9 protein-coding genes are annotated in these 14315 nt (G+C 69.3%); 8 read left to right on the top strand and 1 reads right to left on the bottom strand.

All coding sequences use genetic code 11. The features are described from left to right. Positions 1 to 110 precede the first annotated feature (110 nt). The 8 genes from MFF06_RS22265 (at position 111) to metH (ending at position 13194) form a co-directional block, all read left to right on the top strand. Positions 111 to 1316 (top strand): glycosyltransferase, encoded by a 1206-nt coding sequence (locus tag MFF06_RS22265; RefSeq protein ID WP_238208332.1) that lies wholly within the window; start codon positions 111 to 113, stop codon positions 1314 to 1316. 176 nt (positions 1317 to 1492) lie between these two features. Continuing rightward, positions 1493 to 2425 (top strand): Wzz/FepE/Etk N-terminal domain-containing protein, encoded by a 933-nt coding sequence (locus MFF06_RS22260; protein ID WP_238208330.1) that lies wholly within the window; start codon positions 1493 to 1495, stop codon positions 2423 to 2425. Between the two features lie 222 nt (positions 2426 to 2647). Further along, a complete protein-coding gene (locus tag MFF06_RS22255) occupies positions 2648 to 3901 on the top strand; it encodes a polysaccharide biosynthesis/export family protein (protein WP_238208328.1) in 1254 nt (417 codons plus the stop codon). A 185-nt stretch (positions 3902 to 4086) separates the two neighbouring features. Then, on the top strand, positions 4087 to 5727 hold the full coding sequence (locus MFF06_RS22250) for a Wzz/FepE/Etk N-terminal domain-containing protein (protein ID WP_238208325.1): 1641 nt from the start codon (positions 4087 to 4089) through the stop codon (positions 5725 to 5727). A gap of 180 nt (positions 5728 to 5907) precedes the next feature. Then, complete coding sequence (locus MFF06_RS22245) at positions 5908 to 7032, top strand: glycosyltransferase family 4 protein (protein ID WP_238208323.1); 1125 nt, start codon at positions 5908 to 5910, stop codon at positions 7030 to 7032. A gap of 193 nt (positions 7033 to 7225) precedes the next feature. Next, entirely contained in the window at positions 7226 to 8272 is a 1047-nt protein-coding gene (locus tag MFF06_RS22240) for an ArsR/SmtB family transcription factor (protein WP_238208321.1), read from the top strand. Positions 8273 to 8333: 61 nt separating this feature from the next. Continuing rightward, the gene (gene metF, locus MFF06_RS22235) at positions 8334 to 9293 is read left to right on the top strand and encodes a methylenetetrahydrofolate reductase [NAD(P)H] (RefSeq protein WP_238208319.1); all 960 of its coding nucleotides are present in this window, start codon (positions 8334 to 8336) and stop codon (positions 9291 to 9293) included. Positions 9294 to 9441: 148 nt separating this feature from the next. Continuing rightward, positions 9442 to 13194, top strand: a complete 3753-nt coding sequence (gene metH / locus MFF06_RS22230; RefSeq protein WP_238208317.1) for a methionine synthase — start codon at positions 9442 to 9444, stop codon at positions 13192 to 13194. A gap of 180 nt (positions 13195 to 13374) precedes the next feature. On the opposite strand, the gene MFF06_RS22225 is transcribed toward metH, so the two are convergent. Further along, on the bottom strand, positions 13375 to 14315 hold a 941-nt coding region (locus MFF06_RS22225; RefSeq protein ID WP_238208315.1), incomplete at its 5' end, for a glycosyltransferase.

The following is a 14315-nucleotide window of genomic DNA, read 5'->3' as shown; positions in this document are numbered from 1 at the left end:
GGACCCCGCCATCCCGTCCGGCAAACCGGCCCGGCCCGGGCCGACGCACGCCGAATCCCGGCTCCAGGCGTCGGCAGGACCGTCGCCCGCCCACGATTCCGGAGACCCCCATGCGCGTCGCGATCATCCACTATTGGCTGGTGGGGATGCGGGGTGGCGAGAAGGTCGTCGAAGTTCTCGGGCGGCTCTACCCCGAGGCCGACATCTTCACCCACGTCGTCGTGCCGGAGGTCCTGTCGGAGGGCCTGCGCCGCCACCGGATCAAGACGTCCTTCATCGCCAAGCTTCCGCGGGCGCCGCGGATGTACAAGTCCTACCTGCCGCTGATGCCGCTCGCCCTGGAGCAGCTCGATCTCAGCGGCTACGACCTGATCATCAGCAGCGAATCCGGCCCGGCCAAGGGGATCATCCCGCCGGAGGGTGCCGTCCACGTCTGCTACTGCCACTCGCCGATGCGCTACATCTGGAACATGTACCACGAGTACCGGCGCGGCGCCGGGCGGGTGGCGCGGTTCGCCATGCCCCTGCTGACGCATTACCTGCGCCTGTGGGACGCGGGCTCCGCCACGCGGGTCGACCGGTTCGTGGCCAATTCCGGCACGGTGGCCTCCCGCATCCGCCGCTACTACCGGCGCGACGCCTCGGTGGTCTTCCCGCCCGTGGACGTCGATGCCTTCGCGCCCGTGGCGCCCGAGGAGGTGGGGGACTACTACCTCATGGTCGGCGAACTGGTGCGCTACAAGCGCCCGGACATCGCCGTCAGGGCCTTCAACGCGACGAAGCGGCGCCTCGTGGTGATCGGCGGCGGCGAGATGCTGGCCGAACTGCGTGCGCTGGCCGGCCCCACCGTGGAGATCCTCGGCGCGCAGCCCTTCGCACAGCTGCGGCACCACTACGCCCGCGCCCGGGGCCTGATCTTCCCCGGCGAGGAGGATTTCGGCATCGTCCCCGTGGAGGCCATGGCGAGCGGGCGCCCCGTGGTCGCCTACGGGCGGGGCGGCGCCACCGAGACGGTGGTGGACGGGCAGACCGGCGTCTTCTTCGACACGCAGAGCGAGGAGGCGCTGATCGACGCCATCGCCCGGCTGGAGCGGCTGACCCTCGATCCCGCCGCCATCGTCGCCCATGCCCACCGGTTCAACACGGCCCGCTTCGAGCGTCAGATGCGCGCGGAGATCGACCAGGCCATCGCCGAGGCCCGCGCCCGTCCGGCGCCCCGCCTCGGGCAGGACGGAGAAGGCGAAGGGGAGGGCGCGCCGCAGCGGGCCGTATCGCAGACCGCGCCGACGGCCGACAGGCCCCGGGCGCTGGCCTAGTGCAGTGACGCCCTCACCTCGCTCATGCGCCCCCGCCCTAGGATCCTGTTTTTGCATCGATTTCCCCAGATCCGGCCGACGCCTCCGTCTGGATCGATGCACGAGCGGGTCGATCCGGGCGGAGGCGTCGGCCGAGACGGGACAGAGGGCGTCGGGGTGGCGGGGATGAACGAGCGATGGCACGGGGACAGGCGGTGAGCGAGAGCACCCTCCAGGACGCGGGCGGACCCCACTCCCTCTGGCAGGGCGACGTGAGCTCGGGCGAGGTGTCGCGCAACCTGAGGATGCTGCGGCGCCTCCTGCGCAAGGGCGTCCCGCTGATCCTGCTCTGGACGGCCTTCCTCGTCGGGCTCGGCGTGGTCTACTCGGCCCTGCTGAAGCCCGAATACATCTCCACCGTCCAGATCCTTCTGCAGCCGCGACAGATCATCAACGACGGCCCGGAGGACGGGCGGCACTATCACCAGTTCGTCATCGACAACCAGCAATGCGAGACGGAACTGGCCCTCGTAACCTCGCAGGAGGCCCTGCGCACGGTCTACAGCGCGCTCAGGATCGGCGAGAGCCCGGAGGTGCGCAACCGCTTCGACAGCATCTCCTCCACGCTGAAGTCGCTGGTCTCGTCCTCCATCACGGTCAGCGAGGGGCCCACCACCACCGATTACGGCTTCCAACGCTTCGAGAGCCGCGTCCGCGCCCGGCGCACCGGACTGTCCTACATCCTCAACGTGTCCTACCGGGCCTACGACCGGCAGCAGGCCGCGCGGGTGGTGGGCTCCATCGTCAACGCCTACGTGGCGAGCCGCCTCCGCAGCGCGGCCAACCGCTACAAGGAGAGCGGCCCCTACCTGGAGCGGCGAGTACAACTTCTGAGGGAGCAATTGGTGATTGCCAACGAAGGCGTGCGCACCGGCAAGATCCCGGAAAAGGATTTCCGCGAACTCGACGTGCGAATTCTCGGGCAACCCGAAACAACTCTCGGGTCAGTCTATCCCCGGCGCACGCCGCTGGTGGTGACGTTGACCGCCCTCGGTCTCGTCAGCGGAAGTCTATTGTTGCTGATATTCGCTCAGCAAGCGAAGAAAAAGCATGCCGTGCCGGTACTCTGACATCAACACCGGTTCATCGTCGCCCAGCACGGTGGGATAAAGCTTAAAATACTAACAAGGGAAAATGCGCAGTTCTAGTCAAGCGTGAAGGCGGGGGGGATTTTCCTTGCGCAATGCACAATCCGCGCTTACTAGAAACGCACGGTGAAAGATAGCTGCGAATCAGGCCGGATGCCCCTACTGAAAAGATTCAATCTGGTAATCGTATCGGTCCTCGCGCTCGTGTCGAGTGGCGCGCGGGCGGAGGAAGCCTACCGCCTCGGCCCTCAGGACGAGCTCCAGGTCAAGGTGTCCGACCTTCGCACCGGCACCGGCGAAGCCTATCAATGGCAGGCCTTCAACAACAGCAAGTTCGCGATCGCCCCGTCCGGCCGCCTGTCGCTCCCGGTCATCGGCGAGATCGACGCGAGCGGACGCACCACCGCCGAGCTCGAGGGCGTGATCGGCAAGCGCCTGCAGGAGAAGGCGGGCCTGGCGGTGAAGCCCGACGCGTCGGTCCAGATCGTGAAGTTCCGGCCCTTCTACATCATGGGCAGCGTCGAGAAGCCGGGCGAATACGAGTACCGGCCCGACCTCACGGTGCTCCAGGCGGTGAGCATCGCGGGCGGCCTGCAGCGCCTCACCACCGATGCCCTCCTGGGCTACACCCGCGAGGCGCTGAGCGCCCACGGCGACGTGCGCGACCTGACCAACCGCCGCCTCGCCCTGCTGGCCCAGCAGGCACGGCTCGATGCCGAGCTGAAGGACGGCCCCCTGGTTTTCGGCGGCGAGCTGGCGAGCCTGCCCAAGACCGACCGGATCATCGCCCAGGAGACGCAGCTCTTCGAGAGCCGGAAGGCCGCCCTCCAGGGCCAGATCGTCAACCTCAACCAGACCAAGGACTTCCTGAAGGAGCAGATCGTCTCCCTCGATGCGAAGGACCAGAACACCGGCCGCCAGATCGACCTGATCCGGCAGGAACTCGACCGGATCACCACCCTGGTCAACAAGGGCCTCAGCGCCATGCCGCGGCAGGTCGAGGTCTCGCAGACCATGGCCCAGCTCGAATCCAACCGCCTCGACGCGCAGATTGCCGTCATCCGGGCGAGGCAGGACGTGGCCAAGGCCGACCGCGACATCCTGGAGCTCAAGGACGAGCGCCGGACCAAGGCCCTGCAGGAGGCCACCGAGACGCGGGTGAAGCTCGCCGAGACCGACGCCAAGCTCGAGACCGCGCGCAACCTCCTGTTCCAGGCGGAGACGCGGGCCCCGGCCGAGATCCTGGCGAACGCCGACGCCTTCAGCCAGCCCGACTTCGTCATCTTCCGGAAGGGGCCCAACAACGCCTCGACCCGCCTCGTCGTGGGCGATCAGGAGGCGGTGCAGCCGGGCGATGTCGTGCGGGTGCAGCCGCGCAGCCGGGCGAGGACGCAGGCGACCGGCCAGACCACCGGGACCACCTCCGCCCCGGCGCCCGTCAATGTCGGCAGCCGCTGAGGCCCGCGCCGGGCGGCCGCGGCCTGCCGGCTCCGGTGCCTTGCGGCCGCCGCGTCCGATTCCTCCCGCCCCCGTCCCTCGCCGCACGGCTCACCCGCCGGGCGGCATCGGGGGGACCGGCCAGCGGCCGCCGATCGGTTCCGGGCGCTGTACGATGAGGTCAGAGACGTGCAAGTCGGTGTCCGATGAGTGAGCAGCCCTACAAGATCGGCCCGGCCGGCTTCGGCGACGGCGTCCGCCCCGTGACCCTGCAGGACGCCGGGAACAGCTACACGCCCAGCCTGTTCAGCCGGGACTTCGTCCGCCGCCTGCGCCGGAACGGCCTCAAGCTGGCCATCTGGGTCGTCCTGTGCCTCGCGGCCGCCCTCGCCTTCGTCATCAACGCCCGCCCCGAATTCTCGGCGAGCGCTCAGCTGGTGCTGGAGCCGCGCCTGCGCATTCCCGTGGGGGCCGACCCGAGCGCGTCGGGCCTCGCGCCGATCCTCGACAGCGCCCAGGCCGAGAGCCAGGTGCAGATCCTCAAGTCGGAGCGCGTGCTGCGCTTCGTGTTCGACAGCCTGAAGCTCGAGAACGACCCCGCCTACGCTCCGCCGAAGGAGGGCTCGGGCGGCGGGCTGTTCTCGTTCTTCCGGTCCAAGTCGGACCAGGAGGAGGCCGCCGCCGCCGCCGCGCAGAAGGCCGACCTCGCCCGCGAGCAGGCCTTCCAGGCCTTCACCCGGCAGGTCACGGTCCGCCGGGTGGGCCAGTCCTACCTCATCGAGGTGACCTTCCGCGCCCGGACGCCCACGGCCGCCGCCCGCATCGCCAACTCGATCGCGGCCTCCTACATCCGCGATCAGGTCGTGTTCCGCGCCGCGCCGGACATGCGCGGCTCGGAGTTCCTCCAGGGCCGCATCTCCAGCGTCCAGGCGCAGAAGCAGGCGGCGACGGAGGCCGTGATGAGCGGCGTCATCCCCGACGTGCAGTTCCCCGACGCCGACGCCCGGATCGTCAGCTCCGCCCTGGAGCCCCTGGCCAAGTCCTTCCCGCAGACCAGGATCATCCTGCTCGCCGCCGTCCTCATCGCCCTCCTCACCGGCATCGGCGTCGTCGCCCTCTCCTTCACCTTCGACCGGAAGGTCTGGTCGGAGCAGCAACTCGAGAGCGCCAGCGGGCTCGAATGCCTGGCGACCTTCTCGATCCGCCGGATCCGGGACGACATGCGCCGCTTCAGCACGGCGGTGACCCACCCCGATTCGGAATTCGCCCGCGCCCTCAAGACCCTCTGGATCAAGCTCGCCTCGATGTCGGTCGGCTCCGGCGAGATGGCCATCGCCTTCGTCGCCGTGGAGAAGGGCGACGGCCAGACCACGATCGGCGCCAACCTCGCCCAGCTCCTCGCCCACAACGAGGAGCCCGCGACCCTGGTCGATGCCGACTTCCAGCGCTCGGCCCTGACCCGGTGCTACGCCCCGCAATCCCCCGGCAGCCTGAGGGACTTCATCCACAGCAGGTCCCCGGAGCAGCTCGGCGAGGTCGGCCTGAAGGAAGACCTTCGGTTCATCCCGGCGGTGTCCTCGGGCACCAGCATCGGCACGGACGTCTTCCTCGGCTCCTCGATGGTGCGGGCGCTGATCGGCGAACTCACCAAGCGCGGCAGCCTCATCATGGACGTGCCGCCGCTCCGCACCTCCGCCGACGCCATCGCCGTGGGCCGCTTCCTCAGCGGCGTGGTGGTGGTCGGGGTGAGCGGCCGGACCAACGGCGACGACCTCGCCGAGGCGGTGAAGACCCTGCGCGCGGCCAACGCCCGGGTGCTGGGCGCTGTCCTGATCAACGAGACCTGAGGATTCCCAAGGATACGTCCTCCGGTGGGGTCCAGGGGCAAAGCCCCTGGATCTCGCGGGGCGCTGCCCTGCACCCGCCGGAGGGCGAGAGCGTTTCCGCCGTATTGTCCCGCGCCGAACCGGTTTCCACTCCGGCGGACGATGCTTTAGCCCTTCGGAATCCCTGACCGAGGCGACCTCATGACCACGAATGTGCCGGGTCGCGCGATCCGCGTCGGCGTCAACGGCCGGTTCCTCAGCCAGAAGCTGACCGGCGTGCAGCGCTATGCCCACGAGATCGTCGCCGGCCTGGAGCGCCGGTACGCCTCGGGGCGCTTCGGGGACAGCCGGTTCACCCTCGCCCTGCCGGCCAACGCCGCGGAGCGGGCAGGGGCTTATCCCGCCTTCGGGAGCCCGGTCATCGGACGCCAGTCCGGCTACCGCTGGGAGCAACTCGAATTCCCGTCCGTGCCGGCGGACGTCCTGCTCAACCTGTGCAACCTCGCGCCGGTGCGCAGCCGCGCGAACATCCTCTGCATCCACGACGCGAACACCTTCACGGCACCGTCGAGCTACGGCTGGCGCTACCGGGCGGTGCAGCGGGTCGCCCTGCCGCTCCTCGCCCGCCGGGCGGCCTCCCTCGTCACCGTCTCCCACGCCTCGGCGGCCACCATCGCTGCGGTGAGCGGGGTGGACCCGAGCCGGATCACCGTGGCGCCCAACGGCCACGAGCACGCCCTGCGCTGGCGGCCCGAAGCCTCGACCCTGGCGATCGATTCCCTGACCGCCCGGCCCTTCGTGGTGATGCTCGGCAGCCGCGCCCCGCACAAGAACCTCGCCCTCGTCCGGCAGATCGCCCCGGACCTGGCCGGGGCCGGCATCGACGTGATCGTGGTGGGCGATGCGGGCAGCGTCTTCGCCGGGGGGCAGGGCGACGACGGCGGCCTGATCTGCACGGGCCGCATCGCGGACGACGATATCGCGAGGCTGTTCGGCCGGGCGCTCTGCCTCGTCTTCCCCTCCTTCGTGGAGGGCTTCGGCCTGCCGATCGTCGAGGCGATGGCGCTGGGCTGCCCGGTCGTGGCCTCGAACCTCTCCTGCATCCCGGAGATCTGCGGCGATGCCGCGCTTCTGCGCTCGCCCCACGCCCCCCGGGAGTGGATCGAGGCCGTCACCGGGCTCGCCGCCGACCCCGCCCGCCGGGAGGCGCTGGTCAGGGCGGGCCGGGAGCGGGTGAAGCTGTTCTCGTGGGAGCGATCCGCCGACATCTACGCCGGGCTCATCGAGGCCGTCCGGGCGGAGAAGGGGCGGGCGATCCCGCGCTGAGGCCGTCCCCGGATCCCCTCGTCGTCGCGAGCGGAGCGAAGCAAACCGGGGATCCGCCACGCCTCCAGGCCGTCCCGCCGTCCTGGATGGCTTCGCCGACGCCCGCCAAGACGGTCGGGCTTTCCGCCGACGGCAGCCATCGCGCCCCACTTTCGTCTTGCGTCCGGTCGAGAACGCACATAAAGATATCTTTATGTCTCTCGAACCCACGAGCGAGGCGGGGTCGGTCCCCTTTTCCGAGGCGCTCGGCGTGCTGCGCGCCGCCGCCGAGGAGACGCGCCTGCGCATCCTCGCCCTGCTGGCGGAGGGCGAACTCTCGGTCTCCGACCTCACGGACATCCTCGGCCAGTCGCAGCCGCGCATCTCCCGGCACCTGAAACTTCTGGTTGAATCCGGCTTGGTGGAGCGGCACCGGGAGGGAGCCTGGGCCTTCTTTCGCCTCGCCGAGGGACGGGCGGCCCTCGTGGATCCCCTCGTGGCCGGGCTCGACCGGGCGGCGCCGCCCCTCTCGGAGGACCGGGCGCGGCTCGACGCCGTCCGCGACCAGAGGGCCGACGCGGCCCAGAGCTTCTTCGCCCGCCTCGCGCCCAAATGGGACGAGTTGCGCTCCCTCCACGTCCCCGAGGCGACCGTGGAGGCCGCCGTGCTCGACGCCCTCGGGCCGCGCCCCATCGGCAGCCTCCTCGACCTCGGCACCGGCACCGGCCGGATGCTCGGCCTGCTGGCGCCGATGGCGGGGAGGGCGGTCGGTCTCGATTCGAGCCACGCCATGCTCTCCGTCGCGAGGGCCAATTTGGAGCGGCAGGGCCTCGCCCGGGTGGAATTGCGCCAGGGCGACATCCACGCGCCGCCCTTCGCCCGGGCCGGGTTCGATCTCGTGATCGTGCATCAGGTGCTCCACTACCTCGACGACCCGGCCCGCGCCCTCAGGGCGGCGGCGCGCCTTGTCGCACCGGGAGGGCGGCTGCTGGTGGTGGACTTCGCCCCCCACGACCTCGAATTCCTGCGCACCGCCCAGGCCCACCGGCGGCTCGGCTTCTCCACGGAGCAGATCGCCGGCTGGCTCGCCGAGGCGGGCCTGCCCGGCGTCGCCGCCCGCGACCTCGCGCCCACCTCCTCCGGCCAGTTGACCGTCACCCTCTGGCTTGCCCAGGAAAAGACGCACGAGGAGGAGACGCAAGGGGCGGCCACGAACACGGCGGCGACCACGGCCTGGGCAGCGGGCCGGGCGGTCGCCTGAGATGTCACCGAGGGACGTCGTCCGAACCGTCGGATCTTGAGGACGAGGAGCAACGAAGACCATGCGCCGCACCACACGCGCCAGCCGCGACGGCTACCACCCGATCCGCGTCTCCATCGAGTTCTTCCCGCCGAAGACCGAGGAGATGGAGAAGGTGCTGTGGTCCTCCATCGAGCGCCTCGCGCCCCTCCAGCCGAAATTCGTCTCGGTGACCTACGGCGCGGGCGGCTCCACCCGCGAGCGCACCCACAACACCGTCGCCCGGATGGTGCGTGAGACCACCCTGAAGCCCGCCGCCCACCTCACCTGCGTCGATGCCACCCGCGAGGAGATCGACGCGGTGGTGCAGTCCTACTGGGATGCGGGCGTGCGCCACATCGTGGCCCTCAGGGGCGACCCGGCCGAGGGCGTCGGCCATGCCTTCAGGCCCCATCCGGGCGGCTACGCCTCCACCGCCGACTTGGTGGCCGGCATCAAGCGGATCGGCGACTTCCAGGTCTCCGTCTCGGCCTATCCCGAGAAGCACCCGGAGGCCGCGAGCCTGGAGGCCGACATCGACGCCCTGAAGGCCAAGGTCGATGCCGGGGCGGACCAAGCGATCACCCAGTTCTTCTTCGAGAACGAGACCTACCTGCGCTACCTCGACAAGGTGCGGGCAGCCGGGATCACCATCCCGATCCTGCCGGGCATCCTGCCGGTGCAGAACTTCAAGCAGGCGGCGAACTTCGCCCGCCGCACCGGCGCCTCGGTGCCCTACTGGCTCGCCGCCCGGTTCGAGGGGCTGGACGACGACGTGGAGACGAGGCGCCTCGTCGCGGCGGCGGTGGCGGCGGAGCAGGTGCTCGACCTCGTGGACGAGGGCGTCAACGACTTCCACTTCTATTCGATGAACCGCTCCGACCTCGTCTACGCCATCTGCCATCTGCTCGGCCTGCGCAATCAGACGCCGAGGATCCCGGCGGAGAAGATCGCCGGCGCCACGGTCGAGCCGGTCAAGGCCGACGCGGCGAAGGCGGCCTGACACGGCACACCGTCATCGCGAACGCCGTGAAGCGATCCAGGGTAGCGGGACGCCTCCGAACGGGGCGCGTCCCTGGATTGCTTCGCTCCGCTCGCAATGACGATGTGGGTTCGCCCCGGCACTGCACAACGAACGTTTGGGATTGACGATGACCGACCATTCCCCCGTCGACGGCACCGCCATCGCCAAGGCCCTGCGGGAGCGCGCGGCGGACAAGATCCTCGTCCTCGACGGGGCGATGGGCACCGTGATCCAGCGCCTCGGCCTGACGGAAGAGGATTTCCGGGGCGGTCGCTTCACGGACCACGCCCACGACCAGAAGGGCAACAACGACCTCCTGATCCTGACGCAGCCCGACGCGATCCGGCAGATCCACCTCGACTACTTCCTCGCGGGCGCCGACGTCTGCGAGACCAACACCTTCTCCGGCACGACCATCGCCCAGGCCGATTACGGCATGGAATCGATCGTCCACGAGCTGAACGAGCAGGGCGCGCGGCTCGCCCGCGAGGCCGCCCGGCTCGCCGAGAAGCAGGACGGCCGCCGCCGCTTCGTGGCGGGCGCCATCGGCCCGACGAACCGCACCCTCTCGATCTCGCCCGACGTGAACAACCCCGGCTACCGGGCGGTGACCTTCGACCAGGTGAAGACGGCCTATGTCGAGCAGGTGCGCGGCCTGATCGCGGGTGGCGCCGAACTCATCCTGATCGAGACGATCTTCGACACGCTGAACGCCAAGGCGGCGGTGGCCGCCGCGTGGCAGGTCTTCGAGGAGACCGGAATCCGGCTCCCCATCCAGATCTCGGGGACCATCACCGATCTGTCCGGCCGTACCCTCTCCGGCCAGACGCCGGCCGCCTTCTGGAACGCGCTGCGCCATTCCGACCCGCTGACCTTCGGCCTGAACTGCGCGCTCGGCGCCCGGGAGATGCGCGGCCACATCGCGGAGCTGTCCCGGCTCTGCGACACGCTGGTCTGCGCCTACCCGAATGCCGGCCTGCCGAACGAATTCGGCCTCTACGACGAGAGCCCGGAGGCGATGGGCCAACTCGTCGGCGAGTTCGCGGAAGCGGGCCTCGTCAACATGGTCGGCGGCTGCTGCGGCACCACCCCGGACCACATCCGCGCCATCGCCGAATCCGTCGCCGGCAAGGCTGCGCGAAAAATCCCCGAGATCCCGCGCCTGATGCGGCTCTCCGGCCTGGAGCCCTTCGTGCTCACGAAGGAGATTCCCTTCGTGAACGTCGGCGAGCGCACGAACGTCACGGGCTCGGCCAAGTTCAGGAAGCTCATCACCAACGGCGACTACGCCGCCGCCCTCGACGTCGCCCGCGATCAGGTCGCCGCCGGCGCCCAGGTGATCGACGTCAACATGGACGAGGGACTGCTCGACAGCCAGAAGGCGATGGTCGAGTTCCTGAACCTCGTCGCCGCCGAACCGGACATCGCCCGCGTTCCCGTCATGGTCGATTCCTCGAAGTTCGAGGTGATCGAGGCCGGGCTCAAGTGCATCCAGGGCAAGGCGATCGTGAACTCGATCTCCATGAAGGAGGGCGAGGAGAAGTTCATCGAGGCGGCGAAGGTCTGCCGCTCCTACGGCGCGGCCGTGGTGGTGATGGCCTTCGACGAGCAGGGCCAGGCCGACAGTTACGAGCGCAAGGTCGAGATCTGCACCCGCGCGTACAGGATCCTGACCGACGAGGTCGGCTTCCCGCCGGAAGACATCATCTTCGATCCCAATATCTTCGCCGTCGCCACGGGCATCGAGGAGCATGACGGCTACGGCGTCGCCTTCATCGAGGCCACGCGGACCATCCGCGAGACGCTTCCCCACGCCCACATCTCCGGCGGCGTCTCGAACCTGTCCTTCGCCTTCCGCGGCAACGAGCCGGTGCGCGAGGCGATGCACGCGGTGTTCCTCTACCATTGCATCCAGGCCGGGATGGACATGGGCATCGTCAATGCCGGCCAGCTCGCCGTCTACGACGAGATTCCCGCCGAGCTGCGGGAGCTGTGCGAGGACGTGGTCCTCAACCGGCGCGACGACTCGACCGAGCGCCTGCTGGAGGCCGCCGAGCGATTCAAGACCGGCGGCTCGGCTCAAGGACGCACGGCCGACCTCTCCTGGCGCGAGGCGAGCGTGGAGAAGCGCATCGAGCACGCGCTCGTCAACGGCATCACCGAGTACATCCTCGCCGACACCGAGGAGGCCCGCGCGCAAGCCGAGCGGCCGCTCCACGTCATCGAGGGCCCGCTCATGGCCGGCATGAACGTGGTCGGCGACCTGTTCGGCTCAGGAAAGATGTTCCTACCGCAGGTGGTGAAGTCGGCCCGCGTGATGAAGCAGGCCGTGGCCTATCTCGAACCCTTCATGGAGGAGGAGAAGCGGGCCAATGGCGGCGACGGCAAACGACAGGCCGCCGGCAAGGTGCTGATGGCGACCGTGAAGGGCGACGTCCACGACATCGGCAAGAACATCGTCGGCGTCGTGCTGGCCTGCAACAACTACGAGATCATCGACCTCGGCGTGATGGTGCCCGCCGCCAAGATCCTGGAGACGGCCAAGCGCGAGAAGGTCGACATCGTCGGCCTGTCGGGCCTCATCACGCCCTCGCTGGACGAGATGGTCCACGTGGCGGGCGAGATGGAGCGCGAGGGCTTCGACGTGCCCCTCCTCATCGGCGGCGCCACGACGAGCCGCGTCCACACGGCGGTGAAGATCCACCCGGCCTATGCACGGGGGCAGGCGGTCTACGTGACCGATGCGAGCCGCGCCGTGGGCGTGGTGTCGAGCCTGATCTCGAAGGAGACCCGCGGGGCCACCGTCGAGAAGGTCCGCGCCGAGTACGCCAAGGTCGCGGCCGCCCACGCCCGCGCCGAGGCCGACAAGCTGCGCCTGCCGCTCGCCAAGGCCCGGGCCAACGCCTTCAAGGCCGACTGGTCCGCCTGCGCTCCGAAGAAGCCGACCTTCACCGACGCCCGCGTCTTCGGCTCCTACGAGGTCGCCGACCTCGTGCCCTACATCGACTGGACGCCGTTCCTGCAGACCTACGAGTTCAAGGGCCGCTTCCCGGCGATCCTCGACGATCCGGAGCAGGGCCCGGCCGCCCGCGCCCTCTACGAGGACGCGCAGGCCATGCTGCAGCAGATCGTGGCGGAGCGCTGGTTCAACCCGAAGGCGGTGCTCGGCTTCTGGCCGGCCAACAGCGTCGGCGACGACATCGTGCTCTGGACGGGCGAATCGCGCACGGACACGCTCGCCACCTTCCACGGCCTGCGCCAGCAGCTGTCGAAGCGCGACGGGCGCCCGAACCTCTGCCTGTCCGATTTCGTCGCCCCGGCGGAGACGGGCATCGCGGATTACGTCGGCGCCTTCGTGGTGACGGCGGGCCTCGAGGAGGTGCGCATCGCCGAGCGGTTCGAGCGGGCCAACGACGACTACCGGGCGATCCTGGTGAAGGCGCTGGCCGACCGCATCGCGGAGGCCTTCGCCGAGCGGATGCACGAGCGCGTGCGCCGGGAGTTCTGGGGCTACGCGCCGGACGAGGCCTTCACGCCGGAGCAGCTGGCGGGCGAGCCCTATGCCGGCATCCGCCCGGCGCCGGGCTACCCGGCGCAGCCTGACCACACCGAGAAGACCACCCTGTTCGACCTCCTCAAGGCCGAGCGGCGCATCGGCGTGAAGCTCACCGAGTCCTATGCCATGTGGCCGGGCTCCTCGGTCTCGGGCCTCTACCTCGCCCACCCGGACGCGCACTACTTCGGCGTCGCCAAGGTGGAGCGGGATCAGGTGGAGGATTACGCCGCCCGCAAGGGCATGGACGTGGCGGCGGTGGAGCGCTGGCTCGGGCCGATCCTCAACTACGACCCGGCCTCGTACCTCGCGCAGGCGGCGGAGTAGGAAGCGCCGGGGGCGTGGGGGGAGCGGTGCTTCGTCCCCACCTCTGCCGCCCCGTTCCGGTAAGCGAAGCGATCCAGGGACACGCCACAGTCCGAGGCGTTCCGCTCCCCTGGATTGCTCCGCTGTCGCGCGCAGGGACGGAGTGCCGGGGAGGACCGACGGGGGATTCCTGCGCCGGGATCAGATCGCCATCGGCCAGAAGCCGAGGCGGGCGACCGACTCGCGGACGCCTTCCACCGAGGTGAGATAGGCCGTCATCTCATCAATCATGACGGTCTTGGCATTGGCGGGGACGGGCAGCCCAAGCCCCTCGTAGTGGCGGCGGTAGAGCGTCGTGAAGCCGACCGTCCGCTGCCGGGTGAAGCACTGCATGTATCGCTTGTGCTTCACCCCGGTGAAGAACACCCGGTCGCAGATCGGAGAGAGGTTGCGCGGCATCTTGGACCAGAGGCCGTTGAGGTCGAAGACCGAGCTGTGCAGCATGATCGCGCTGGTATCGACGTGGGTGAGGTTGTCCTCGTCCACCTCGGTCATGGCGAGCTTCTGCCCCGCCGGATCGTAGAAGTCCCGCCACGCGCAGAGCACGCTGGCGCCGGTCTGGCGCTGGCCTTCAAGCAGGCTGGCAAGGTGCTCCGGGTAGAACCAGTTGTCCGCATCGAGGAAGGCGATGTAGTCGGCCCCGTTCGTCTGCGCGACCACAGAGCCCACCGCCCGCGGGGTGTTGCCGTTGTCGCCGTGCTCCTTGGGCAGGCGGATATGGATGGCGTTCCACCCGTCGATCTCGGGGCGGGCATGACCGTCCGCCACCATGATGTGGGTGACGTTCGCCGCGACCTGCTGCGCCATGACGCTGTCATGGCAGCGCTTGAGCCACTCCAGGGACTCGGTGTGATAGGGCGTGACCACGAAGATCCGCGGACCCTTCACGTAGAGATTCGGTGAGTAGAGCGTCACCGGCTTCTCTTCGTTGGTCTCGAAGGTGGTGCGATCGACTTCTTGGACTTTGCGACTCTTTCTGGCCACCGATTTCTCCGCGAGATCTGCATTGGTACGGGAATAGGTGTCGATCTCCTCGTGATCGAGGTGCCCCTTCACCTTGGCGGGGATGCCGCAGCCGGGGC

Origin of the sequence: Methylobacterium aerolatum (assembly GCF_022179085.1) — a bacterium.
GTDB lineage: Bacteria > Pseudomonadota > Alphaproteobacteria > Rhizobiales > Beijerinckiaceae > Methylobacterium > Methylobacterium aerolatum.
Note: the sequence above shows the minus strand (reverse complement) of the source record. Positions and strands in the feature narration are given on the sequence as shown.

Excerpts from the sequence above, each read along its gene's own strand:
- MFF06_RS22265 (WP_238208332.1), top strand. The coding sequence starts at position 111 with ATGCGCGTCGCGATCATCCACTATTGGCTGGTGGGGATGCGGGGTGGC.
- MFF06_RS22260 (WP_238208330.1), top strand. The coding sequence starts at position 1,493 with ATGGCACGGGGACAGGCGGTGAGCGAGAGCACCCTCCAGGACGCGGGC.
- MFF06_RS22250 (WP_238208325.1), top strand. The coding sequence starts at position 4,087 with ATGAGTGAGCAGCCCTACAAGATCGGCCCGGCCGGCTTCGGCGACGGC.
- MFF06_RS22245 (WP_238208323.1), top strand. The coding sequence starts at position 5,908 with ATGACCACGAATGTGCCGGGTCGCGCGATCCGCGTCGGCGTCAACGGC.
- MFF06_RS22240 (WP_238208321.1), top strand. The coding sequence starts at position 7,226 with ATGTCTCTCGAACCCACGAGCGAGGCGGGGTCGGTCCCCTTTTCCGAG.
- metF (WP_238208319.1), top strand. The coding sequence starts at position 8,334 with ATGCGCCGCACCACACGCGCCAGCCGCGACGGCTACCACCCGATCCGC.
- metH (WP_238208317.1), top strand. The coding sequence starts at position 9,442 with ATGACCGACCATTCCCCCGTCGACGGCACCGCCATCGCCAAGGCCCTG.